Origin of the sequence: Thiosocius teredinicola (assembly GCF_002009425.1) — a bacterium.
GTDB classification, from domain to species: domain Bacteria; phylum Pseudomonadota; class Gammaproteobacteria; order Chromatiales; family Chromatiaceae; genus Thiosocius; species Thiosocius teredinicola.
On sequence record NZ_CP019936.1, the window covers coordinates 2,805,585 to 2,829,992 of the forward strand.

Sequence of the window (24,408 nt, forward strand, 5' to 3'; positions counted from 1 at the left end):
AGCCCATACAAACATTTTTCTTCTTTCCGCAAACCTTTTCCCGGAGACGTCGTGGGATACTATCGGCCCAGTAATACGAATGCAAATGATTCGTATCTGCGTCAATATGCTATCGTAATCCACGTGGTCCGGCGCGCCTCACAGGCACCCTGCCCGACCCAACGCCGAGAATGCAATGAATAAGAGATACCCCGTCAGCCCCTGCCGAATTGCCGTATCGCCCGCCGTTTTAGTACCTGCGACACTTGCCTTGGCCTGTGGTGGCTCGTTGTTTTCCGGCGTGGCCAATGCCGACGATGCGCAGCTGCTGCCGGGCATCGTCGTCGAGGCAACGCCCGGGGTCGCTACCGAAGACTCGAACTCGTACACCACCTACCACGCCACGGTCGGCTCCAAACAACCTGTCGATCTGCGCGATGTCCCGCAGACCGTCAACGTGATCACCCAGCAGCGGCTCGACGACGGCGGTGCCCACAGTCTCGAAGAAGCGGCCTACCTGCTGCCCAACATCACGACAACCACCGGCGATGGTTTCTCGGGCTCGCTGTATTCTCGTGGACACGAGGTGTTTACCTACAATGTCGATGGCGCGCCTCGTCCTTACCTGAGCATCTACGGTACGGCGCCCGATATGGTGTTCTTCGATCGCGTCGAGGTGTTGTCCGGTCCATCCGGCCTGTTCCAGGGTTCGGGCGAACCGGTCGGTACGATCAACCTGGTGCGCAAGCGCGCGCAGGCCGAATTCGGACTGCAAGGCGCAGTATCGTATGGCTCGTTTGACGCCAAGCGTGGCGAACTCGATATCACCGGGTCGTTCACCGACGACGGCAGTGTGCGCGGCCGCGCCATCGTCTATGCGCTGGATGAAGATTCGTTTGTCGACGTGACCGGGCGCGAGCGCAGCGGCGGTTCGGGCACGGTCGAGTTCGACATCGGCGAAAGCACAACGCTGTCGATCGGCGGCATCATCGAAGAACAGGACGTGCTGCGACACAGCGGCCTGCCCACCTATGCCGATGGCACACTGATCAATTTCGACCGCGACACCTTCCTCGGCGCGCCCTGGTCACAGGCCGACTACGAAACCGGCGAAGGCTTCATCGAACTCGAACACACCTTCAGCAATGGCGGCGTCGCCAAGGTCATGGCACGTCAGTACGACCGCGATGCGCATCTCAAGAGCGCCCTGCCGTCGAGCGCCGTCGACCGGGTGACCGGCAATTTCTCGATGCTCGGATTTGCCCGCGAATTCGATGAATCGACGCAGTACCTCGACGCCAACTATACGGCCCCGTTCAGCTTCTTCGGCAACCGCAGCGAGTTTTCGGTCGGCGCCGACATGCGCAAGACCGATCAGGACATGCAGCAGAAGTTTGCAATCCTCGGCGCCTACAACATCAACAACTTCGACCCCGACAGCATTGCCGAACCGGTCATCGATTTCGACACGCCGGGGCCGGGTTGGCTCGATACCACGACCGAGACCGAAGAGTTCGGCGTGTATGCGGTCACCCGACTGGGCCTGACCAATCGCCTGAAAGCCACAATCGGCGCACGTTATGCCGACTATGACAGCGACACCGTCAACAACAACACGCTGGTCGAGACCTCGATCGACGAAACCGAAGTGATCCCGTTCGCCGGCCTGAGCTATGACATGAGCGAGAGCGCCACTGCCTATGTCAGCTTTTCCGAGATCTTCCAACCGCAGAGCGAACAGGAAGCCGACGGTTCACAACTCGAACCGGTCATTGGTCAGCAGGTCGAGCTCGGCGTAAAGGCTGAATTCAACGGTCTCAACGCGCAGGCCGCGGTCTATTGGCTGGAAGACGAAAACCGCGCCGAGGATGATCCGAACAACCCGGGTGCGTTTCTCGCAAGTGGCGAAGCCGATACCACCGGCTTCGAGGCCTCGATCGGCGGCGAGGTGATGCCCGGCCTCGACATCGTCGCCGGCTATGCCTACGTCGATACCGAGTTGGAGAGCGATCCCACCTCCGATCACAACGTCAGCCTGTGGGCCAAGTACCGCTTCTCCGGCGGCGATCTGAATGGCCTGTACATCGGTGGCGGCGTGCGTTACGCCAGTAGCTTCGATATCGAAAGCGGCGGCACGCGTATCGAGGCCCCGTCATACACGGTTGTCGATGCCCTGGTCGGCTACAAGGTCAGCCGCAACGTCGACGTGCAGTTACTGGTCAACAACCTGTTCGACGAAGACTACGTTGAACGCATCAATCAGACGTCGCGCGGCACCTTCTACGGCGAACCGCTGAATGCCACGTTGCGCCTGAACGCCACCTTCTGATCGCGGATCGATGAGCATGTTCAACCGCACCCTACTCCGACGACTGCAAACGATCGCCTATCTCGCGCTGGCGCTGCTGAGCACCAGCACGGCGGCCGACGCCGCCGACAGCCGCACACTCACCGACCTCGCCGGGCGCCACGTCGAAGTCCCGGCCAAGGTCGACCGCGTGCTGCTGGGCGAAGGTCGCTTCATGGCCGCCATCGCCATCCTCGATCGCGATAATCCGATCGAGCGTATCGTCGGCATGCAGGGCGACTTCGAACGCGTCGACCAGCATGGCTACGCCCTGTACCAGGCGCGCTTCCCCGGCATCGACGACATCGCACGTGTCGGCCAGGTCGCTCCGTCGAGTTTCAGCGCCGAAAAGGCCATTGCGCTGATGCCGGATGTTGCCTTCTTCGGTCTCGAAGGCCACGGCCCGTCACCGAAAGACACCGCAGTCATCGAGCAACTCGAACGCGCCGGCGTTGCCATCGTGTTTGTCGATTTTCGTCGCAAGCCACTGGTCAACGCACCACGCAGCATCGAACTGATGGGGCGGGTGCTGGGTCGTGAAACGCGCGCGGCCGAGTACATCGAAACCTACCGACGCGAATTGGCCCGCGTGACGCAGGTGTCGGATCGATTGCTGAGCCGGCCGTCGGTGTTCATCGAGAACCGCGTCGGTCTGCAGAAAGACTGCTGCGCGACGATGGGCGACGGCATGATGGGCAGTCTGGTCGAGGCCGCCGGCGGCTACAACGTGGCCAAGCCGCTGGTCAGCGGTACCCATGGCATGATCAATCTCGAATATCTGTTGCGCGTGCAACCCGATTTCTACATCGGCACCGCGATCGGCAACGCGAAATCTGCCGACGCCGCCGACGGTCGGCTGCTCCTCGGGCCGGGCATCGACGGCGACCATGCGAGAACATCGCTCGGTCTGGCGCTCGAGCGTCGGGGCATCGCTCAACTGAAGGCAATCCGCAGCAAGCACACCTACGGCATCTGGCACCACTTCTACGATTCACCATTCAATGTGATCGCTGTGCAGGCCTTCGCCAAGTGGCTGCACCCGGACGCGTTCACCGATCTGGATCCCGAAGCGACCCTGCATTCGATGTACGAGCGCTTCCAGCCAATACCGTCTGACGGTACCTACTGGGTAGGCCCCTCATGACGATCGGGGTGGCGAGCACGCACACGCCGCTATCGAGCCAGTACCGGCGCTTCGTCTTTCGCCGGCAGCTCGCGCTCGGAGCCTTCGCGATCGTCGCCGTGGGCTGCTGGATGCTCGATGTATCGCTTGGCCCGGCCGAGCTTGATCTCGCCACCATTCTCCGAGGGCTGCAAGACCGGGCAAATCTATCGGCCGGCGAAGCCGTCATCCTGTGGGATATACGCTTGCCGCAGTCGCTGATGGCACTGCTGGTCGGCGCGGCGCTCGGCCTCGCCGGCGCCGAGATCCAGACCGCGTTGCACAACCCGCTGGCCAGCCCGTTCACCCTGGGCGTATCAGCGGCCGCAACCTTCGGCGCCGGTCTGGCGATCGTCCTGGGTTGGGACTTCTTCGGTCTCGGCGCAACCTATGCGGTCACCGCCTTCGCGTTCGTCACCGCGGCGATTGCGACCGTGCTGATCCTGGTGATGACCAAGCGCTTCGGCGGCGGAGCGCACACCGTGGTGCTGTTCGGCATTGCACTGCTGTTTGCCTTCGAGGCACTGGTCTGGCTGCTGCAATTCATTGCCGACAGCGACGCCCTGCAACAGATCGTTTTTTGGACCATGGGCAGCCTCGGGCGCGTGGAGTGGCAGCATGTCGCGATCATCACGGTTGTGCTGCTGGTGTGCATCACGCTGTCGGCGCGCCAGGTGTGGCAACTGACGGCACTGTGCAACGGCGAAGAACAGGCACGCAGCATCGGCGTCGCGGTCGAGCGGGTTCGGGTCGCCGTGCTGCTGCGCATCAGCCTGTTGACCGCCACTGCGATTGCGTTCGTCGGCACGATCGGTTTCGTCGGTCTGGTCGGCCCACACATCGCCCGGCTTACCTTGGGCGAAGACCACCGCTACTTCCTGCCCGGTAGCGCGTTGGCCGGCGCGATCATGCTGTCCGGCGCATCGACGCTTAGCAAATCGTTGGTTCCGGGCATCACGGTGCCGATCGGCATCGTGACCGCCTTGGTGGGCGTGCCGATCTTCATGGCGCTGGTCCTCGGCAAGCGGCGCGCGGCATGATCGATCAACTGCAGATCTGCGAATTCAACTGCGGCTATGCGCGCCAGTTTGTGCTGCGCGATATCACGTTGTCCGGTCTGCCGCCGGGTCAGCTGGTCGCGTTGATTGGCCCCAACGCCGCGGGCAAATCGACGTTGCTGAAGGCCATCGCCGGCCTGCTGCCCAGCCAGGGCACGATCCGCCTGGGCAGCACCGACCTGGCAGCCCTGCACAGTGAGCAACGTCTGCAACACATCGGCTACCTGCCGCAAACCCTGCCCAGCGCCAGCTCGCTGGTCGTGTACGAGGCGCTGCTGGCGGCAACGCGCACCACCCGCATGCATGTGGCGAACGCCGCCGCGGCAGTCGATACTGTGCTCGCGGAACTCGGCCTGGGCGACCTCGCCTTCCGCCGCTTCGATCAACTTTCCGGCGGCCAACGCCAGATGGTCGGCCTCGCCCAGGTGTTGGTACGCGAGCCTCGCATAATGCTGCTCGATGAGCCGACCAGCGCACTCGATCTGCGCTGGCAGCTCAAGGTGCTGACGACCGTTCGCGAACGCGCCGACCGTCTGAAAACCACCACGCTGTTCGCGATCCATGACCTCAACCTGGCGCTGCGCTTCTGCGATCAGGTCATCGTGCTCAACAACGGTAACCTGCTGGCGAGCGGCCCGCCGGCCAAGGTGCTGGACCCTGAGCTGCTGTACCAGACCTACGGCGTCGACACCCGCATCGAACGCTGTTCGCAAGGCCATCTGCTGGTACTGGCCGATCCACCTCGCGCCACGGCGTCCACACCACTTTCACATCCGGAGGAAACCCAACATGCCGTCGCGTGTCGGTGAAGTACATACGGTCGCCGCGTCTGCGTCGACCTACCTGCAACGCCTGTGCAAACACTTCGGCAAGAAGATCGATGTCACCTACACCGAAGACGTCGGTCACGCCCATTTTCCTTTCGGTTACTGTCGCATGGTCGCCGAAGACCAACGCCTGACCTTTGAATGTCGTGCGGCCGACCACGAGGGCATGCAGCGTATGCAGCACGTAATCGATCAGCATGTCGGCATGTTCACCAAGCGCACCCCCTTGCAGGTGACCTGGCACGAGAAGTCGGCACCTTAGTCCGCGTCCCGGTACGGTCGCGAGTCGTGGCCGGGATGGGACTCGTGCAAGCAGCGCGCGTCGCCAACAGAAAAGGGCCCCGAAGGGCCCTTGCAACGCTGAGAGCACGAGCCGACATCGAAACCGGATGCGTAGCAGATACATCCATTTTGGAACGACGCCGGCCCATAGGTTGCTCGACTGGCGATCACGCCGGCGGTGGGCGCGATCGCGTGAATTGTTTTACGGTCTCCCGGTCAGAAGGCATCACCGGGAATACGCACCCAGCCCTCCATCAGCACGCGTGCGCTGCGGCTCATGACGACCTTGTCGACCGCCCACTCGCCGTTGTTCTCGCTGGCCGCCGCGCCGACCTTGAGCGTGCCCGACGGATGACCGAAGGTGACCGACTCACGGTCGCCGCCACCTGCCGCCAGATTGACCAGCGTGCCGGGTATCGCCGCCGCGGTGCCGATGGCCACCGCCGCGGTGCCCATCATCGCGTGGTGCAACTTGCCCATCGACAAAGCACGCACGTTCAGATCGATATCGCCTGAACCGACCTGCTTGCCGCTCGAGGCGACGTACGACTGCGGCTTGGCGACGAACGCCACCTTGGGCGTGTGCTGACGCGCGGCCGCTTCTTCGACATTGCCGATCAGGCCCATCTTCATCGCACCATAGGCGCGGATGGTCTCGAAGCGTTCGAGTGCGGCAGGATCGCCGTTGATCGCCTCCTGCAGCTCGGTGCCGGTGTAGCCGATGTCTTCGGCATTGAGGAACACGGTTGGGATGCCGGCATTGATCATGGTCGCCTTGAACGTGCCGATGCCCGGTACCTCGAGATCGTCGACCAGGTTGCCGGTCGGGAACATCGCCTCGCTGGCATCGACCGGGCTCATGAACTCGACCTGCACCTCGGCCGCCGGGAAGGTCACGCCATCGAGTTCGAAGTCGCCGGTCTCCTGCACCTCACCGTTGGTGATCGGCACATGCGCGACGATGGTCTTCTCGATGTTCTTCTGCCAGATGCGTACCACGGCCACGCCGTTCTCAGGGATACGCCCCGCATCGACCAAACCACTGGCGATCGCAAACGAGCCGACGGCCGCGGTAAGGTTGCCGCAGTTGCCGCTCCAGTCGACGAACGGTTTGTCGATCGAGACCTGGCCGAACAGATAATCGACGTCGTGATCGGGCCGGTCGCTCTTGGCCAGGATCACCGTCTTGCTGGTGCTCGACGTCGCCCCGCCCATGCCGTCGGTGTGCTTGGCGTACGGATCGGGGCTGCCGATCACGCGCAGCAACAGTTTGTCGCGCGCCTCGCCCGGCACCTGCGCTGCCTCGGGCAGATCCGTCAGGTTGAAGAACACACCCTTACTGGTACCGCCACGCATATAGGTGGCCGGGATCTTGATCTGCGGAACATGCGCCATGTTTGCGTTCTCTCCGGTTCAGGCCGCGGCGTTGGATTCGAGGAAGTCCTGGGCGAAACGCTGCAACACGCCGCCGGCCTCGTACACCGACACCTCTTCGGCGGTATCCAGGCGACAGGTCACCGGGATCTCGACGCTCTCGCCGTTCTTGCGGTGCATGACGACGGTCAGCTCGGCGCGCGGCGACAGCTCGCCTTTGACATCGAAGGTCTCGGTGCCATCGATGCTGTAGGTCTTGCGATTCTCGCCCGCCTTGAACTCGAGCGGCAGCACGCCCATGCCGACCAGGTTGGTGCGGTGGATGCGTTCAAAGCCCTCGGCAACGATCGCCTCGACGCCGGCCAGGCGCACACCCTTGGCGGCCCAGTCGCGCGACGAGCCCTGGCCATAGTCGGCGCCGGCGATAATGATCAGCGGCTGCTTGCGCTCCATGTAGGTCTCGATGACCTCCCACATGCGCATCCGTTCGCCTTCCGGTTCGAGGCGCGCCAGTGATCCCTGGACTACCTCGCCGTTCTCGTCGCGCACCATCTCGTTCAACAACTTCGGGTTGGCGAAGGTCGCGCGTTGCGCGGTCAGGTGATCGCCGCGGTGGGTCGCGTACGAGTTGAAGTCCTCTTCCGGCAGGCCCATCTTGGCCAGGTACTCACCCGCTGCACTGCTGGCGAGGATCGCGTTCGACGGCGACAGGTGGTCAGTCGTAATGTTGTCGCCGAGCACGGCCAAGGGGCGCATGCCGCGCATCGTGCGCTCACCGGCCAACGCGCCTTCCCAGTAAGGCGGACGGCGGATGTAGGTGCTCTGCGGTCGCCAGTCGTACAGCGGACTCTTGGCCGCCTCGACCACCGACAGCTTGAACATCGGGTCGTAGACCGAGCGGAACTGCTCCGGTTTGACGAACTCGCTGACGATCGCATCGATCTCTTCGTCGCTCGGCCAGATATCCTTCAATGTGATCGGCTTGCCGTCTTTGTCGTGCCCCAACGCATCCTTCTCGATATCGAAACGCACGGTACCGGCGATCGCGTAGGCAACGACCAGTGGCGGCGATGCAAGAAACGCCTGCTTGGCATACGGGTGGATGCGTCCATCGAAGTTGCGGTTGCCCGACAGCACGGCGGTCGCATACAGATCGCGGTCGATGATCTCCTGCTGAATCTTCGGATCGAGCGCACCGCTCATGCCGTTACAGGTGGTACAGGCATAGGCGACGATGCCAAAGCCGAGCTTCTCCAGTTCCGGCAGCAGGCCGGCCGCTTCGAGATACAGGCGCGCCACCTTCGAACCCGGTGCAAACGACGACTTGACCCACGGCTTGCGCACCAGGCCCAACTCGTTGGCTTTGCGTGCAATCAGACCGGCCGCAACAACGTTGCGTGGGTTGGACGTATTGGTACAGCTGGTGATCGCCGCGATGATCACGGCACCATCGGGCATCTCGCCCTGCTTCTCCTGCCACTCGCCGGCGATGCCGCGCTCGGCCAGTGCCGAGGTCGGCAGGCGACGGTGCGGGTTCGACGGACCGGCCATGTTACGCACCACGGTCGACAGATCAAATTCGAGCACGCGTTCGTATTCGGCATCCTTCAACGCATCGGCCCACAGGCCGGTGGTCTTGGCATAGTTCTCGACCAGTGCGACCTGATCGGCGTCACGCCCGGTCAACTTCAGGTAATCGATCGTCTGTTGGTCGATGTAGAACATGCCGGCCGAGGCACCGAACTCCGGCGTCATGTTGGAGATGGTCGCACGGTCACCGATGGTGAGGTTCTCGGCACCCTCGCCGAAGAACTCGAGGTAGGCGGAGACGACGCGCTCCTGTCGCAGGAACTCGGTCAGCGCGAGCACGATGTCGGTCGCAGTGATGCCGGGCTGGCGCTTGCCGGTGAGCTTGACGCCGACGATCTCGGGCAGACGCATCATCGATGCGCGGCCGAGCATCACGTTCTCGGCTTCCAGGCCGCCCACACCGATCGCGATCACGCCCAGCGCATCGACGTGCGGGGTGTGGCTGTCGGTGCCGACACAGGTGTCCGGGAACGCAACGCGCTTTCCGTTTTCGTCAGGGCGCGCCTGGATCACCGGTGACATCTTCTCCAGGTTTATCTGGTGCATGATGCCGTTGCCGGCCGGGATCACGTCGACGTTCTGAAACGCGGTCTTGGTCCATTCGATGAAGTGAAACCGGTCCTCGTTGCGTCGATCCTCGATCGCGCGGTTCTTCTCGAACGCCTGCGGATCGAAACCGCCGTATTCGACAGCCAGCGAGTGGTCGACAATCAACTGGGTCGGCACGACCGGGTTGACCTGCGCCGGATCACCGCCCTTGTCGGCAATCGCATCGCGCAGACCGGCCAGGTCGACCAGTGCCGTCTGACCGAGGATGTCGTGGCACACCACGCGTGCCGGATACCACGGGAAGTCCAGATCGCGCTTGCGCTCGATGATCTGCTTCAAGGAATCCTCGAGCATCGCCGGATCGCAACGACGCACCAGCTGCTCGGCCAGCACGCGCGAGGTGTACGGGAGCTTGGCATAGGCACCGGGCTGGATCGCCTCGACCGCCTCGCGCGTATCGAAGTAATCGAGCTGGGTACCGGGCAACGGCTTACGGTGAGTCGTATTCATAGTGTGTTCCACAAAACATCCAATGGACCCGGCAGCAACGGATCGGCCGTCTCGCCGCCGGAACTCGGGCGCGCCGGATGCGCGCCTCGTTACGCGTTGTTGACGCTACTTCAGCTACGGTCGCCGATCGGCATGAACTGGCGGTTCTCCGGACCGACATAGTTGGCCGACGGACGGATGATCTTGCCGTCCTGACGCTGCTCGATCACGTGCGCGCCCCAACCGGTAACCCGCGCGATCACGAACAGCGGCGTGAACATATCGGTCGGCACACCCATCTGGTTGTACGAAACGGCCGAGAACCAGTCGAGGTTGGGGAACATCTTCTTGATCTCCCACATCACCGACTCAAGCCGGTCGGCCACGTTGTACATCTTCATGTCGCCGTTCTCTTCCGACAGCGACTTGGCGACGCGCTTGATCACGTCGTTGCGCGGATCGCCGGTGGTGTATACCGGATGACCGAAGCCGATCACGATCTCTTTGCGCCCGACGCGCTCGCGGATGTCATCCTCCGCCTCGTCCGCCGTGTGGTAGCGGCTCTGGATGCGGAACGCCTCTTCATTGGCACCGCCGTGCTTCGGCCCACGCAACGCGCCGATCGCCGCGGCGATCGCCGAGTACATATCGGAGTTGGTGCCGGCGACGACGCGCGCGGTGAAGGTCGACGCATTGAACTCGTGCTCTGCGTACAGGATCAGCGAGGTGTGCATCGCACGCACCCACGAATCGCGCGGCTTTTCGCCATGCAGCAGGTGCAGGAAGTGACCGCCGACGGTCTCGTCATCGGTCTCGACATCGATGCGCTTGCCATTGACCGAGAAGTGATACCAGTACAGCAACATCGAGCCGAAGCTGGCGATCATGCGATCGATCAGGTTGCGCGCCTCGGCCTCGGCATGATCGTCCTTCTCCGGCAGGCAGGTACCGAGTACCGAACAACCGGTGCGCATGACATCCATCGGATGCGCCGACGGCGGCAGCGCTTCGAGCGCCTGCTTGACCGAGGTCGGCAGACCGCGCAACGAACGCAGTTTGCGCTTGTAGGTCTCCAACTCGGCGCGGTTCGGCAGCTCGCCGTGCACAAGCAGGTAGGCGATCTCTTCGAACTCGCAGGTCTCGGCGAAATCGAGGATGTCGTAACCGCGATAGTGCAGATCGTTGCCGGTGCGCCCGACGGTGCAGATCGCGGTGTTGCCCGCAGCGGTGCCGGACAGGGCTACGGATTTTTTCGGTTTCGGTAGTACTGCATCATTCATGACTGAAGTCCTCTGATTCGTTGGCGGCGCACATCAGATCGCCGGTTTTGTATCGGATACCGTTGTGCGCTCAGGCACCTTCCTCGCGGAACAGTTGATCGAGCTTCTGTTCGAAGTCGTGGTAGCCCAGGTACTCGTACAGATCCATGCGGCTCTGCATGATGTCGATGACGTTCTTCTGCGAACCTTCGCCGCGCAGCGTTTGATACACCTGCAGCGCGGCCGCGTTGGCCGCACGGAATGCCGACAAGGGATACAGCGCGATGCTGACGTCGACACTGGCCAGTTCCTCGGTGGTAAACAGCGGCGTTGAGCCGAACTCGGTGATGTTGGCCAACACCGGCACTTTGACCGCGTCGACAAACTCGCGGTACTGCGGCAGTTCGGTCATCGCTTCGGGAAAGATCATGTCGGCGCCGGCCTCAACGCAGGCGCAGGCGCGATCGATCGCCGACTGCATGCCCTCGACGGCCAACGCATCGGTGCGCGCCATGATGACGAAATCCGGATCGGTCTTGGCATCGACCGCCGCCTTGATCCGGTCGACCATCTCGGCCTGCGACACGATCGCCTTGTTCGGCCGATGCCCGCAACGCTTCTGCTGCACCTGGTCTTCGATATGGATCGCCGCGGCGCCGCACTTGATCATCGAGCGCACGCTACGCGCGATGTTGAATGCCCCGCCCCAGCCGGTATCGACATCGACCAGCACCGGCAAGGTGGTCACGTCGGTGATGCGCTTCAGATCGGTCAGCACATCTTCCATCGTCGTGATGCCCAGATCCGGAATGCCGCACGAGCCGGCCGCGACGCCACCGCCGGAGATATACAAGGACTTGAAGCCCGATGCCTCGGCCAAGCGCGCATGATAGGCGTTGATAGCGCCGACGCACTGCAGCGGCTTTTCATTGGCCACCGCGTCTCTGAACTTCTTACCTGCCGATTCAATGCTCATATTCAAATACCTGTCTGTGGGTGGGGCACCGACGCGTGGTTGCGTCGCGCCGGTGCCCCGGTTGTCGAATCGGACAATGCCGAGCGGGTGACGGGTACCCGCCCGGCCCTGCCCTGCCGACTGCTCTTATTCCTGCTCGCGCAGCAGGCGTTCGACGTTTTCGCGCGAGGCGCGAACATGTGAGCGCATCATTAATTCCGCCATCTCGGGGTCGCGTCGTTCGATCGCGTCCACGATGTGTTCGTGTTCAACGAACGCACGCGGACCGCGCTTCGACGGCATACCGAATTGATAGCGATACAGACGCACCAAGTGGTAGAGGTCGTTGCACAGCAGTTCGATCATGCGACCGTTGTGACTGCCCTGAACGATCCTGTAGTGGAAATCGAGGTCGCCTTCGCGTTGGAAATACGCATGTTCGGCGTCACGCTCGATCTGTTCATTGTGCTGACCGAGCAGACCGCGCAGGTCGGCGATCTCGTCGTCGCTCATGTTTTGCGCCGCCAGCCTCGCGGCCATACCTTCGAGCGCCTCGCGCACATGGAAGATCTCGAGCAACTGCTCACTGCTGAGCGTGACCACGCGCGCACCGACATTCGGCTTACGCACGACCAGACCACAGGCCTCGAGGCGACCGATCGCTTCGCGCAACGGGCCGCGGCTGATGCCGTAGGCCCGCGCCAGCTCCGGCTCGCTGATCTTGCTGCCGGCCGCGATATCGCCTTCGACGATCGCTTCCTTCAACAGATTGAAGATCCGATCGGGAATATTGCCGGCGGCGATATCAGCGGAAACGCTGCTCAGATCATTCATGGCGGCTCAGCCTTTCGCATATCCCAGGCTGCGCAGCGATGCAGCGATCTCTTCGAGGATCGCCGGGTCATCGATCGTCGCCGGCATCTTGTACTCTTCCGAATCGGCGATCTTGACCATGGTGCCGCGCAGGATCTTGCCCGAGCGAGTCTTCGGCAGGCGTTTGACGATCGCGACCAGCTTGAACGCGGCGACCGGCCCGATCTGATCGCGCACCCGCTTGACCAACTCGGCCGCGACCTCGTCGTTCGGTCGATCGACGCCGGCCTTCAGCACGATCAGGCCGAGCGGCAATTGCCCCTTCAGCGCGTCACTGACACCGATCACCGCGCACTCTGCGACATCCGGATGGCCCGCCAGCACCTCTTCCATCGCGCCGGTCGACAGACGGTGACCGGCCACGTTGATGACGTCGTCGGTGCGGCTCATGATCCACAGGTAACCGTCGGCATCGCGGTAGCCGGCGTCGCCGGTCAGGTAGAAACCGGGGTACTTGCTCAGGTACGAGTCGATGAAGCGCTTGTCGTTGCCCCACAGGGTCGGCAGGCACGACGGCGCCATCGGCAGCTTGATTACGATGTTGCCCATCTCGCCATCGGGCATCTCGTCACCGTCTTCGGACAGGATGCGCACGTCGTAGCCCGGCATCGCCACGGTCGGCGAACCCGGCTTGATCTCCATCGGCTCGATACCCATCGGGTTGGCGGCGATCGCCCAGCCGGTTTCGGTCTGCCACCAGTGGTCGACCACTGGCTTCTGCAACTTGTCGCGCGCCCAGAACAGCGTGTCGGGATCGCAACGCTCACCGGCGAGGAACAGCGCCTGCATGCACGACAGGTCGTAGTCCTTCAAGTGATCGCCGTTGGGGTCTTCTTTCTTGATCGCGCGGAACGCGGTCGGCGCGGTGAACAACACCTTTACCTTGTGCTCGCTGATCACCCGCCAGAAGGCGCCTGGGTCGGGCGTGCCGACCGGCTTGCCTTCGTACATCAGGGTCGTGCAGCCCGCCAGCAGCGGCGCATAAACGATATAGCTGTGGCCGACCACCCAGCCGACATCGGAGGCCGCCCAGTACACATCGCCGGCCTCGACGTTGTAGATGTTCTTCATGGTCCAGTGCATCGCCACGGCGTGGCCGCCGTTGTCGCGCACCACACCCTTGGGCTGACCGGTGGTGCCCGAGGTATACAGGATGTACAGCGGGTCGGTCGCTTCGACTGCTACGCAATCGGCCGGCGTGGCTGCGCTGACCGCCGCATCCCAGTCGAGGTCGCGACCATCTACCAGCGGCGCCTCGGCCTGCGGGCGCGCCTTGATGATGCAGGCGCTCGGCTTGTGCACCGACTGCTCAACCGCCGCATCCAGCAGCGGCTTGTACACCACCACGCGGTTGGGCTCGATGCCGCACGAGGCACTGACGATGACCTTCGGCTTGGCGTCGTTGATTCGCGTGGCCAGTTCGTTGGCGGCGAAACCGCCGAACACCACCGAATGGATCGCGCCGAGGCGCGCCGTCGCCAGCATGGCAATGGCCGCTTCGGGGATCATCGGCATGTAAATGAGTACGCGATCGCCCTTCTCGACACCCTGCTCGCGCAGCGCGCCGGCAAAGCTCGCGACCGCGTCGCGCAGCTCGGCGTAGGTGTAGGTCTTTTTCTGGTCGGTGACCGGCGAATCGTAGATCAGCGCGGCGCGCTCACCATGGCCGGCCTCGACGTGCCGGTCGACCGCATTGAAGCAGGTATTGAGCTGACCGCCGGCAAACCAGCGCGGGACGGGCTTGGCGTCGAGGTCGAGTACCTGCTCCCACGGCTTGTCCCAATGCAGCGAGGCTGCTGCTTCACCCCAGAACCCGGCCGGGTCCGCTAACGATCGTTCGTAGAGCGCCTTGTAATTGCTCATATTTTTGCCTCTTTGTCGTTGGGTCAGCACCCGGGCCTTGCGCGCAGGTGAGTTCGGGTTGCGGTGCAACTAGTGCGAACGCCAGGCCGGCTGAACATCGCTACCGGCTCGTTATTGTCGACAATATTAGCTGCGAAGCCGCCGCTGCGACATAAAAACAGCCACTTTCTACTATTGGTTTTTCAAATGTGTCGACACATGGAATTCAATTGTCGACGGATTCGGGCCTTCGGGCGGGCGGCCGGGATGGCCGGCGATGACCGAAAATGTGAAGTAAGTCGTTAAAGCCCTGGCGGAACACACCGATAACACTAAGATTCCTAATAACGAGGTCCGGCCACCCGTTAGACCGGCCGACTCGGCCGCGTGGGTGCCGCGAGAAGGAGAGCATGTCGAACCAGTGCTGCAGTTTCTGGCCAGCATGGCGGGTAGCCGTCGCTCTGCTCCTTTTCGCTGTCCTGGCTTCGCCCCTCGGCCCGGCCTCAGCCGCGTCACCCTCCAAAAAAAGCCTGATCATCGGCGTTCATCCGTTTCTGCCCTACGCCGACCTGCAGGGCCGATTTCAACCACTGGCCCACTACCTGGCTGAAGAACTCGATCGACCGGTGCACGTGCGTATCGGTAGGGACTACGAGGAACACCTGGTCGAGATCGGTAAGGACGCTATCGACATCGCCTTTCTCGGACCGGTGTCGTACATCGAGATGGTCAAACGCTTTGGTAGGAAACCCTTGCTCGCGCAGATGTCCCACCAGGGCATACCCTCGATGAAGGGGCACATCATCGTCCCGACCAGCAGCCATCTGGGCGGCATCCGCGATCTCAAGGGCAAGTCGTTCGCATTCTCCGATCCGTATTCGACGATGGGCACCGTGATTCCGAGCGCCGCGCTGGCGGACCAGGGTGTGCGCCTGAAGGACCTGTCGGGATATACCCATTACCGCGGATACACCAACGTCGCCCTCGCCGTATTGAGCGGCCACAATGACGCCGGCGCGGTCAATGACACCACCTATCACGAGTTTGCGCCGCTGGGCATCCGATCCCTGGCAACCTTGCCGGACGCTCCCGAGCACCTGTTCGTCGCCCGCTCGGACATGCCGCCGGCACTGGTCGAAAAACTGCGCGAACTCCTGCTCGGCCTGCAATATAGTTACCGGGGCAGAATGGCGCTGCGCGCGATAAATTCACACGCTACCGGCTTGGTTGCCGCCAGCGACGAGCGATTCGACAAACTGCGCCAACTGCTGTCGACAGTGGAACAACCAGCGGAGCAAGAACGTGCCGCAAAGTAGATTTCGGCAGTTTCGTGGGTTCTGGCTCTCGTGGGGCATCATTACCGTGCTGGCGGGTGCCATCACCCTGTCGATCTATACCAACGAACGGATCGCGCGGCTCGACCAAGCACGCGCTGCGATCACAACCGAGTCTTCATACCTGCGCCATATCCTCGGGTCATCGCTACGCAACGGCGATTTCTACCAGCTGCGCGATCAGATCAAGGCCTGGGGCGAGCTCAACAGCACCACCACGCAGCTGCGCCTCACTGCCGAGAACGGTTTCGTACTCGGTGAATTCCGCCGCGACCTGCGCGACGACCGGGTACAACAGCAAACCGAAGAGCTGCCGTACTCCTACCGCGGCACCGCCACGCTGTTCATCGAACAGACGCTCGAGCCGGTTTACGAGAACATCGCGATGCTGGGTTGGCAACTGGCCGGCGCCTTCGTCACGCTCGAGTTGCTTGGCGTGATCATGATCTATCAATTGATGCGCCATCGCCGCCAGGTTCAGTTGACCCAGGACGAATACGACCGCCGGCTCGAGGCACAAAACGCCTTGGAACGCATGGCCACACTCGATGCCCTCACCGGGCTGCCGAACCGCTACATGCTCGACGAACAGCTTTGGCTGCGCATCGCCGAGGCCGGGCGCTTCAAACGCAAGCTCGCCCTGCTGTTCATCGACCTCGACAACTTCAAGACGATCAACGATTCATTCGGCCACGAAGCCGGCGACACGCTGCTCAAATCGGTGGCGGATCGCATGGGCACCTGCCTGCGCGGTTACGACCTGCTTGCCCGTTTCGGCGGCGACGAATTCATCGTGCTGCTGTCGAGCATCGGCTCGGTCGACGAGGTCGAACACGTGGCGGAAAAGATCATTCGCGCCCTCGAGCCGCGCATCGAGGTCGTCGGCCAGGAACTGGTGGTGTCCTCGAGTATCGGTATCAGCATGTACCCCGACGATGGCGGGTCGCCCGGCGACCTGCTGCGCAAGGCGGATGCGGCTATGTACACCGCCAAAGAAGCCGGCCGCAATACCTTCCGCTTCTATGCGCCATCGATGAACGAAGCGGTCGCCCATCGACAACACATCGAGCAGAGCCTGCACCGCGCGTTCGAGAACGACGAGCTGTACCTGGTCTATCAACCGCAGATCGATATCGAAACCGGCCTGATCGTCAGTTGCGAGGCCTTGATCCGCTGGGGAACCGGCGGTACGCACATCTCGCCGGAGGAGTTCATACCGATTGCCGAGCAGTCGGCGCTGATGAAGCAGGTGCAGACCTTCGTGATCAACCAGGCGATTCAGCAACGCGCGGCATGGAAGCATCGAGGCATGCGCGATGTGCGTGTCGATATCAATCTGTCAGGTGGCAGCCTGGTGATCCGCGACGTGATCCCCTACCTGCTGCAAACCTTGAAACAACACGGACTGAATCCCGCAGACATCGGCATCGAACTGACCGAGCGCGCGTTGATCGAGGCCTCCGAGGAGACCATCTCGGGCCTTGAACATATGCGCACCCTCGGCAGTCACGTATCGCTGGATGACTTCGGCACCGGCTATTCGTCGCTCGGCTATCTCAAGCACCTGCCGGTGGACGTGTTGAAGATCGACCGCACCTTCGTCAAAGACCTTCCCGACGACCCGCAGGATTGCGCGATCGTGCAAGCGGTGGTCGCCATGGGACACAGCATGGGCAAGAAGATACTCGCCGAAGGCGTGGAGTCGGGGGACCAGTTGGCCTATGTCCGCCGACAAGGGTGCGATTTCGCCCAGGGCTACCTGCTCCACCGGCCGCTGGATGCCGAGGCCTTCGAACAGGCGGTTATCGCCAGCGAAGCAGAGTCTCGCCGCGCCGCCCAGCATCCCTGAGCACGCGGCGATCCGATCTCCGGTCAGACGTCTTTCTGACCTGCCAGATACAGCCAGGTATCGATAACGGTATCGGGGTTCAGCGAGATGCTGTTGATACCACGATCGAGCAGCCACTTGGCGAGGTCCGGGTGATCCGACGGACCCTGACCGCAGATGCCGACGTACTTGTCCGCCTTGCGGCATGCGGTGATCGCCATATCCAGCATCTTGAGTACCGCAGGGTTACGTTCATCGAAACGATGTGCAATCAGGCCCGAATCGCGGTCGAGGCCGAGCGTCAGCTGCGTCATGTCGTTGGAACCGATTGAGAAGCCGTCGAAGTATTCGAGGAACTCATCGGCGAGCACTGCGTTCGAAGGCAGTTCGCACATCATGATCACGCGCAGACCGTCTTTGCCGCGCTCCAGTCCGTTCTCGGCCAGCAGCTTGATGACGCCATCGGCCTCTTCCAGCGTACGCACGAACGGGATCATGATCTCGAGGTTGGTCAGCCCCATCTCGTTGCGCACCCGGCGGATCGCCTCGCACTCCATATCGAAGCAGGCACGGAAGTTCGGCGACAGGTAGCGCGACGCACCACGGAAGCCGATCATCGGGTTCTCTTCGTCCGGCTCGTACAGTGTGCCCGCGACCAGGTTGGCGTATTCGTTCGACTTGAAGTCGGACATACGCAGGATGACCGGTTGCGGATGGAACGCCGCCGCCAGCGTCGAGATACCTTCGACGACACGCTTGACGAAGTACTCACGCGGATCGCCGTAGGCAGCAATGCGTTCGTCGATTTCGGCACGCACGTCGGCCGGCACCCGTTCGAGTTGCAGCAGGGCCTGCGGATGGATGCCGACCATGTTGTTGATAATGAACTCGAGGCGCGCCAGGCCCACGCCGGCATTCGGAATCTGTGCAAAGCTGAAGGCACGCTCGGGGTTACCGACGTTCATCATGACCTTGACCGGCACGTCCGGCATGCTGTCGAGCTCGACCGTCTTCAACTCGAAATCGAGTTCACCGTCATACACGAAGCCGGTATCGCCCTCGGCGCACGAAACCGTCACCGGCTGACCGTCTTTGACAAGGTCGGTCGCGTCGCCGCAACCGACGACCGCCGGTACACCCAACTCACGCGCGATGATGGCCGCGTGACAGGTACGCCCACCGCGGTTGGTCACGATCGCCGAGGCACGTTTCATGATCGGTTCCCAGTCCGGGTCGGTCATGTCGGTGACCAGCACATCGCCTTCAGCGATTTTGTCCATGTCGTCGAGGCTGGCGATGACCCGCGCCTTGCCTTTGCCGATACGCGCGCCGATCGAGCGCCCCTCGACCAGCACCTTCGACTTCTGCTTCATCTCGTAGCGTTCGATAACGTTACCGCTACGGCTCTGTACGGTCTCCGGCCGCGCCTGCACCACGTACAGTTCGCCATCGAGACCGTCGAGTGCCCACTCGATGTCCATCGGTCGGCCATAGTGCTTCTCGATGTGTACGGCCTGCTTGGCCAGTTCTTCCACCTGCTCGTCGGTCAGACAGAACTGGCGGCGCTCGGCTTCGTCGACCGGCACCGTCGCCACCGGATGCTCACCGCCCTCGGCATAGATCATCTTGATCGCCTTGCTACCGACATTGCGACGCAGGATCGCCGGGCGACCGGCGGCCAGCGTCGGCTTGTGCACGTAGAACTCGTCCGGGTTGACCGCGCCCTGTACGACCATTTCACCCAGGCCGTAACTGGCGGTAACGAATACCGCGTCGCGGAAGCCGCTTTCGGTATCGAGGGTGAACATGACGCCCGACGCACCGATATCGGAACGCACCATCTTCTGAATGCCGGCCGACAGGGCGACCTGTGAGTGATCGAAGCCCTGGTGCACGCGGTACGAGATCGCTCGATCGTTGAACAGCGAGGCAAACACCTCATGGATACGCATCTTGATATCGGCCAGGCCCGAGACGTTGAGCACCGTCTCTTGCTGACCGGCAAACGAGGCATCCGGCAGGTCTTCGGCGGTCGCCGACGAACGCACGGCCCAGGTCACCTCGGTGCCGTATTCTTTTTCCAACGTCGCATAGGCTTCGGCGATCGCCGCGTCCAGAGCCGGTGGGAACGGTGTGTCCATGACCCACTGGCGGATCTGCTTGCCGGTCTGCGCCAGGGTTGCAACATCGTCGACGTTGAGCTCATCCAGCGTCTTGTTGATCCTGTCGGCGAGGCCTTCGTGGGCCAGAAACTCGCGATAGGCGTGCGCGGTCGTCGCAAAGCCGCCGGGCACTTTCACACTGCCGTCGGCCGTCAGGTTGCGCAGCATTTCTCCCAGAGACGCATTCTTGCCGCCCACACGGTCGACATCGCTCATCTCGACCTCATGCAGCCACAGGATGTAATCGCTCATTGTTTTCCTCTACTTTGCCCGCTCAAAGGCTCTTCTTGATCAATGACGCCAACTCTTCGATCGAATGCGTCGTGGAATCCAACACCGTAAAACCGTAACGGTGAAACATGTCTTGCGCCATCTGCACTTCCTTGTAGCAACGACGCAGCGTTGCATAGTCGCTCTCCGGTCGGCGCAGCTCGCGGATGGCGGCCAAACGTTCGGGCTCGATCGTCAGCGCAAACACCTTGGCGGACTGCTTCAGCAGTTCGTCGGGCAATTCGCCGCGCTCAAAGTCCTCTTCCGTGATCGGATAGTTCGCCGCCCGCATACCGAAGTGCAATGCCAGGTACAGGCAGGTCGGCGTCTTGCCCGACCGCGACACGCCGACCAGGATGACATCCGCCTTGTCGAACTTGTTCAGGCGCATGCCATCGTCGTTACTCAGCGCGTAGTTGATCGTGTCGATTCGCGCCTCGTAGTTGTCCAGGTTCACCAGTCCGTGACTGATGCCCGATTTGCGCGTCGGCTGCAAACCGGTTGCCTCTATCAGCTCCGGCATGAAGCGATCGAATAACTCGAAATAGTGGCATTGGGCCTGTTTCAAAATCGAGTTGATCTCTTCATCGACCATGGTGGCGAACACGATCGCCTGCTGCCCTTCCGCTTCCGCCCGATGCCCCAGTTCACTGGCCAGTGCCTGCGCCTTCTCACGCGTGTTGATGAACGGCGTGTAGCGTTTGATGAACTTGGTATCGCCGAACTGCGACAACAGACTCTGCCCGTACGCCTCGGCCGTGATCCCCGTGCTTTCGGAGACGAAGTACACCGAGCGACTGACGGCTTCAGTCATACAGGTATTCCAGCCAATGGCCGTCGCGCTTCAAGGCCGCCTTGGCCTCATCCCAGCGACCGGCCAGACGCAGATGCTTCGACATCGCCTCGTCCAAGGCCTTCGCTACCGAGCGGTGGCCGGCGAGGTAGACAAACACACTGCCCTGGCCCATCAATCGCCACATGGCCTCCATGTTGGCCTCTGCCCCCGGGGCACTGTCCGACGCGGTCGCGGAATAGCGGGTTTTCAACGCCTCGAATGCGCGGTAGGTCGCCGCGTCGAAATACTGATCCTGGTTGATGCCCGGCTCGTTGGCGTACAGGTGTTCAACACCGGTCTCGTTGCCTTCGAGCATCAGCACCTTGCCCATCCAGTCGAGCTTGCGCTGTTGAATCTTCAGCGCCAGCCAGCGGAACGGCACCATGCCCGTGCCGGCGCCGATCATGATGACGTTGCTGCGCGAACCCATCGGTGGATAGAACGGATACGGCGCCGGGCCGTAGACCTGGACCGAGTCGCCCTGGTTCAAACCGGCGAGATGCTGAGCGATACCCTTTTTATCCGCGGAACGAACATCGCGGACATAGATCGTCAGATCGACCGAGTCTTCAAACGGTACCCTGCCGACGGCCTCGATCGTGAAGTGGCGCAGCCCGTGCTCCAGATCGTCTGCCGCATAGCCCGGTGCGAGAAACGCGATGTCCGAACCCGCCTCAAACTTGCGGCCGGCCGGCATCAGGTTGAGCATCATCTTGATGACGCGCACCGACCCCACTTCGCCCTCCATTTCGGACTTGTGGACGATCCGTGCGGCAATCGGTTCGGCGACCATTTCAGGTCTGCTCATCGTGTAACCCCTCCACCTCTATTGTGTGCCGGTTCAACCGCTTCACGCGTTGCGCGCACCCCGGCACATGAACCTTGATCTCTCAGTGTCAGTGTAGTCTGTCAGTAATCCGGACACGCGTCGACGCGAACGCCGATCCGTGTTTCATTCCCCCGACGCGAGCAACGACGATTCACTGCAGATGATGCCGTCTTCGTCAGCGTACAGATAATGCCCCGGCGCGAAACTGACACCGCCGAACTTGACCGGTACGTCGCGTTCGCCGATCCCCTTCTTCACGCTCTTGAGGGGATAGGTTCCCAGCGCCTTCACCCCGAGGTCCATTTGCGCAATGTCTGCCGAATCGCGAATCAGGCCGTACATCACGACACCCGACCAGCCGTTGTCGACGGCTTTGGCGGCCAGCAGGTCGCCGAGCATCGCGCAGCGCTTTGAACCGCCCGCATCGACCACCAGCACACGCCCTTCACCGGGTTCACCGACCGCTTCGCGCACCAGCGAGTTGTCTTCGAAGCATTTGATGGTCGAGATCCGGCCCGCAAACCTCGCCTTTCCACCGAAGCTCGAGAAGATCGGCTCACAGATCTGCACAGACTCTGCATGGTCATCGCATAGATCAGCTGTCTTGAAACTCATGGTCGTTCGTTATTCCTTGCCATAGATTGTGCGAAATCGTTTGCTGCTCGCATAGGGAAAGACGTCACGTTGCAGACCTTCGCGAATGTCCGACTGCACACCTTTCCAATACTCGGCGTCCAACAGGTCGCGATGATGTTGCATAAAGGCCTTGCGCAGTTCCGGGTCAACCAGCAGAAAACTGGCGAACTCTTCGGGAAACACATCGTTCGGCGCCACCGAGTACCAGGGTTCGGCAGCCATCTCGTCCTCGGGTGTGCGAGGCGCCGGGATATGACGAAAGTTCATATCGGTCATGAACTCGATCTCGTCATAGTCGTAAAAGATCACGCGGCCATGGCGGGTCACACCGAAGTTCTTGTACAGCAAGTCGCCGGGAAAGATGTTGGCTGCCGCCATTTCTTTCACCGCATTGCCGAAGCCGATGATGCAGGCCTCTTTCTGTTCTTTCGAAGCGGACTGGAAGACCAGGTTGAGCGGATCGAGCCGACGTTCGATGTAGAGGTGACGCACGATGACCTGATCGCCTTCGAACTCCAAGCTCTTACCGCACTTCTTCTTCAGCTCTTCCAACAGATCGTCGGTGATCCGCGCCAACGGAAATGCAGCATGCGAGTATTCCAAGGTATCGGCCATGCGTCCGACACGATCGTGCATCTTGACGATCTGGTACTTGCGCTTGACCGTCTCGCGGTCGACTTCCTTGGGCGGCGGAAAGTAGTCGTTGATCACCTTGAACACGTACGGGTACGACGGCATCGTGAACACCGTCATGACCATGCCCTTCACACCGGGTGCGATCTCGAGCTGATCGGTCGAGTGCGACAGGTGATGCAGAAAGCCGCGGTAGAACTCGCTCTTGCCCTGCTTCTGCAGGCCGATTGCAGTGTACAGATCGGCCTTGGTCTTGGTCGGCAGCATGCGGTTGAGAAAATGCACCACTGCGGCTGGCGTGGTCGTTTCGACCATGAAATAGGCGCGCGCAAAACTGAACAGGTTGGCGATGTCGTCGCCGTCCATCAACACCGTGTCGACGTACACCTGCCCTTTGCCGTTGTTGAGAATCGGAATGACAAACGGCAACACTTCGGCGCCGTTGATCGCCCGCCCGACGATGTACGCCGCCTTGTTACGGTAGAAAGGTGCGCGCAGTACCTGGAAATGGAAATGCCGGCGCAGCTCGAGCCCCGGCAGACGGGTCTTCTTGACGTGGGTGACCAGGCGGCGCACATCGCGCTTCAGATTCTCGAACGGCAATGAACAGGGAAATGCCTCGAGGATCGCGCGCACCGACTGGGTAAGGCCACGGCGTGTCGGATAGTAGCTGTCGTAGACCGGGTCGTTCTCGTCGAGATACTCGGTCGACAGTCCCGGGCGGACGAAGATGTTGTCGTTATTGTAATAGCGACGGTCGAACAACCAGGTGAATACCGAGTTGTAGAAGGTCTCGGCCAGTTCCGGTTGCTTGTGTTCGTACAGCAGGCCGATATAGCGCAGCTTGACCTCGCGCCACAGTTCTTCGTCGACCACGCCCGCGAGTTTGAATTCGGTTTTCAGACGCTCGGTGGCTTCACCGACGCGCTGCGTATAGAGATTGATACGATCGCTGGCCGCCTGGCGCTGACCCTGCCAATCGCAGGTTTCGAAGCGTTCGCGTGCCTGGGCGGTGATCTCGAGAAAGATACGATAGTGGCGGTTGAAACCGTCGAGTATCGTCTCCGCGATACGACGTGCATTGAGTTCAGTCACGCGCGCTTGCTCTACCAATGGTGCCGCTGTGTTCGGGTGCAATGATGACGTCTGTCGCACCTCGGCACCACCACCGTTCTTCGATGGCGTCACACCACTGGGTTCGCGCAAGGTTTCGGCCACTGAGTCTGGTCCGTTGTGTCGTTATCGAAACGACAGGGCCCGGAACCGTCACGGCTGGTCTTCCAACCGGTAACGGC

General features: G+C 61.8%; 18 protein-coding genes. 7 read left to right on the top strand and 11 right to left on the bottom strand.

Annotated elements, in window-relative coordinates; translation table 11 throughout:
• Positions 1-175 precede the first annotated feature (175 nt).
• The 5 genes from B1781_RS13395 to B1781_RS13415 are packed head-to-tail and all read left to right on the top strand — an operon-like array spanning position 176 to position 5,635.
• Positions 176-2,308 (top strand): TonB-dependent siderophore receptor, encoded by a 2,133-nt coding sequence (locus B1781_RS13395; RefSeq protein WP_078120142.1) that lies wholly within the window; start codon positions 176-178, stop codon positions 2,306-2,308.
• A gap of 10 nt (positions 2,309-2,318) precedes the next feature.
• On the top strand, positions 2,319-3,470 hold the full coding sequence (locus tag B1781_RS13400; protein ID WP_334223720.1) for an ABC transporter substrate-binding protein: 1,152 nt from the start codon (positions 2,319-2,321) through the stop codon (positions 3,468-3,470).
• Positions 3,467-4,528, top strand: coding sequence for a FecCD family ABC transporter permease (locus B1781_RS13405; RefSeq protein ID WP_078120143.1), 1,062 nt, complete (start codon positions 3,467-3,469; stop codon positions 4,526-4,528). The genes B1781_RS13400 and B1781_RS13405 overlap by 4 nt, the downstream gene beginning before the upstream one ends.
• Positions 4,525-5,355: an ABC transporter ATP-binding protein gene (locus tag B1781_RS13410; protein ID WP_078120144.1), complete on the top strand. Its 831-nt coding sequence runs from the start codon at positions 4,525-4,527 to the stop codon at positions 5,353-5,355. Before B1781_RS13405 ends, B1781_RS13410 begins: the two co-directional genes overlap by 4 nt.
• Positions 5,336-5,635 carry a DUF2218 domain-containing protein gene (locus B1781_RS13415; RefSeq protein WP_078120145.1) on the top strand — a complete coding sequence of 100 codons (300 nt, stop codon included), beginning with the start codon at positions 5,336-5,338 and terminating at the stop codon, positions 5,633-5,635. The genes B1781_RS13410 and B1781_RS13415 overlap by 20 nt, the downstream gene beginning before the upstream one ends.
• Positions 5,636-5,871: 236 nt before the next feature.
• Here the strand turns inward: B1781_RS13415 and prpF are convergent, their stop codons facing one another.
• The 6 genes from prpF to B1781_RS13445 all read right to left on the bottom strand — a co-directional run bounded on the left by prpF (position 5,872) and on the right by B1781_RS13445 (position 14,637).
• Entirely contained in the window at positions 5,872-7,050 is a 1,179-nt protein-coding gene (gene prpF, locus B1781_RS13420) for a 2-methylaconitate cis-trans isomerase PrpF (protein WP_078120146.1), read from the bottom strand.
• Between the two features lie 18 nt (positions 7,051-7,068).
• Entirely contained in the window at positions 7,069-9,678 is a 2,610-nt protein-coding gene (gene acnD, locus B1781_RS13425) for a Fe/S-dependent 2-methylisocitrate dehydratase AcnD (RefSeq protein ID WP_078120147.1), read from the bottom strand.
• 110 nt (positions 9,679-9,788) lie between these two features.
• Positions 9,789-10,937 carry a bifunctional 2-methylcitrate synthase/citrate synthase gene (prpC, locus tag B1781_RS13430; RefSeq protein WP_078120148.1) on the bottom strand — a complete coding sequence of 383 codons (1,149 nt, stop codon included), beginning with the start codon at positions 10,935-10,937 and terminating at the stop codon, positions 9,789-9,791.
• Positions 10,938-11,007: 70 nt separating this feature from the next.
• On the bottom strand, positions 11,008-11,892 hold the full coding sequence (gene prpB, locus B1781_RS13435; RefSeq protein WP_078120149.1) for a methylisocitrate lyase: 885 nt from the start codon (positions 11,890-11,892) through the stop codon (positions 11,008-11,010).
• 126 nt (positions 11,893-12,018) lie between these two features.
• The gene (locus tag B1781_RS13440) at positions 12,019-12,705 is read right to left on the bottom strand and encodes a GntR family transcriptional regulator (RefSeq protein ID WP_078120150.1); all 687 of its coding nucleotides are present in this window, start codon (positions 12,703-12,705) and stop codon (positions 12,019-12,021) included.
• A 6-nt stretch (positions 12,706-12,711) separates the two neighbouring features.
• Complete coding sequence (locus B1781_RS13445) at positions 12,712-14,637, bottom strand: propionyl-CoA synthetase (RefSeq protein WP_334223989.1); 1,926 nt, start codon at positions 14,635-14,637, stop codon at positions 12,712-12,714.
• Between the two features lie 359 nt (positions 14,638-14,996).
• On the opposite strand from B1781_RS13445, the gene phnD reads away from it, so the two are divergent.
• Both phnD and B1781_RS13455 read left to right on the top strand, forming a co-directional pair.
• Positions 14,997-15,902: a phosphate/phosphite/phosphonate ABC transporter substrate-binding protein gene (gene phnD / locus B1781_RS13450; RefSeq protein WP_078120152.1), complete on the top strand. Its 906-nt coding sequence runs from the start codon at positions 14,997-14,999 to the stop codon at positions 15,900-15,902.
• Positions 15,889-17,769 (top strand): putative bifunctional diguanylate cyclase/phosphodiesterase, encoded by a 1,881-nt coding sequence (locus B1781_RS13455; protein ID WP_125932082.1) that lies wholly within the window; start codon positions 15,889-15,891, stop codon positions 17,767-17,769. Before phnD ends, B1781_RS13455 begins: the two co-directional genes overlap by 14 nt.
• A gap of 23 nt (positions 17,770-17,792) precedes the next feature.
• Here B1781_RS13455 and ppsA read toward each other — a convergent pair whose 3' ends face one another.
• From ppsA to aceK, 5 genes are all read right to left on the bottom strand, one after another.
• Positions 17,793-20,162, bottom strand: coding sequence for a phosphoenolpyruvate synthase (gene ppsA / locus B1781_RS13460; RefSeq protein WP_078120154.1), 2,370 nt, complete (start codon positions 20,160-20,162; stop codon positions 17,793-17,795).
• 22 nt (positions 20,163-20,184) lie between these two features.
• Positions 20,185-20,994, bottom strand: a complete 810-nt coding sequence (locus B1781_RS13465; RefSeq protein WP_078120155.1) for a pyruvate, water dikinase regulatory protein — start codon at positions 20,992-20,994, stop codon at positions 20,185-20,187.
• Complete coding sequence (locus B1781_RS13470) at positions 20,987-21,823, bottom strand: ferredoxin reductase domain-containing protein (RefSeq protein WP_125932083.1); 837 nt, start codon at positions 21,821-21,823, stop codon at positions 20,987-20,989. The genes B1781_RS13465 and B1781_RS13470 overlap by 8 nt, the downstream gene beginning before the upstream one ends.
• Before the next feature lie 144 nt (positions 21,824-21,967).
• On the bottom strand, positions 21,968-22,459 hold the full coding sequence (gene rraA, locus B1781_RS13475; protein WP_078120157.1) for a ribonuclease E activity regulator RraA: 492 nt from the start codon (positions 22,457-22,459) through the stop codon (positions 21,968-21,970).
• A 9-nt stretch (positions 22,460-22,468) separates the two neighbouring features.
• Positions 22,469-24,331: a bifunctional isocitrate dehydrogenase kinase/phosphatase gene (aceK, locus tag B1781_RS13480; RefSeq protein WP_334223721.1), complete on the bottom strand. Its 1,863-nt coding sequence runs from the start codon at positions 24,329-24,331 to the stop codon at positions 22,469-22,471.
• Positions 24,332-24,408: the final 77 nt, after the last annotated feature.

Bases quoted from the DNA above. Each gene is read 5' to 3' on its own strand.
- B1781_RS13465 (WP_078120155.1), bottom strand. From the start codon at position 20,994: ATGACTGAAGCCGTCAGTCGCTCGGTGTACTTCGTCTCCGAAAGCACG.
- B1781_RS13440 (WP_078120150.1), bottom strand. From the start codon at position 12,705: ATGAATGATCTGAGCAGCGTTTCCGCTGATATCGCCGCCGGCAATATT.
- B1781_RS13405 (WP_078120143.1), top strand. From the start codon at position 3,467: ATGACGATCGGGGTGGCGAGCACGCACACGCCGCTATCGAGCCAGTAC.
- B1781_RS13410 (WP_078120144.1), top strand. From the start codon at position 4,525: ATGATCGATCAACTGCAGATCTGCGAATTCAACTGCGGCTATGCGCGC.
- prpF (WP_078120146.1), bottom strand. From the start codon at position 7,050: ATGGCGCATGTTCCGCAGATCAAGATCCCGGCCACCTATATGCGTGGC.
- B1781_RS13400 (WP_334223720.1), top strand. From the start codon at position 2,319: ATGAGCATGTTCAACCGCACCCTACTCCGACGACTGCAAACGATCGCC.
- prpC (WP_078120148.1), bottom strand. From the start codon at position 10,937: ATGAATGATGCAGTACTACCGAAACCGAAAAAATCCGTAGCCCTGTCC.
- ppsA (WP_078120154.1), bottom strand. From the start codon at position 20,162: ATGAGCGATTACATCCTGTGGCTGCATGAGGTCGAGATGAGCGATGTC.
- acnD (WP_078120147.1), bottom strand. From the start codon at position 9,678: ATGAATACGACTCACCGTAAGCCGTTGCCCGGTACCCAGCTCGATTAC.
- prpB (WP_078120149.1), bottom strand. From the start codon at position 11,892: ATGAGCATTGAATCGGCAGGTAAGAAGTTCAGAGACGCGGTGGCCAAT.
- phnD (WP_078120152.1), top strand. From the start codon at position 14,997: ATGTCGAACCAGTGCTGCAGTTTCTGGCCAGCATGGCGGGTAGCCGTC.
- rraA (WP_078120157.1), bottom strand. From the start codon at position 22,459: ATGAGTTTCAAGACAGCTGATCTATGCGATGACCATGCAGAGTCTGTG.
- B1781_RS13470 (WP_125932083.1), bottom strand. From the start codon at position 21,823: ATGAGCAGACCTGAAATGGTCGCCGAACCGATTGCCGCACGGATCGTC.
- B1781_RS13415 (WP_078120145.1), top strand. From the start codon at position 5,336: ATGCCGTCGCGTGTCGGTGAAGTACATACGGTCGCCGCGTCTGCGTCG.
- B1781_RS13395 (WP_078120142.1), top strand. From the start codon at position 176: ATGAATAAGAGATACCCCGTCAGCCCCTGCCGAATTGCCGTATCGCCC.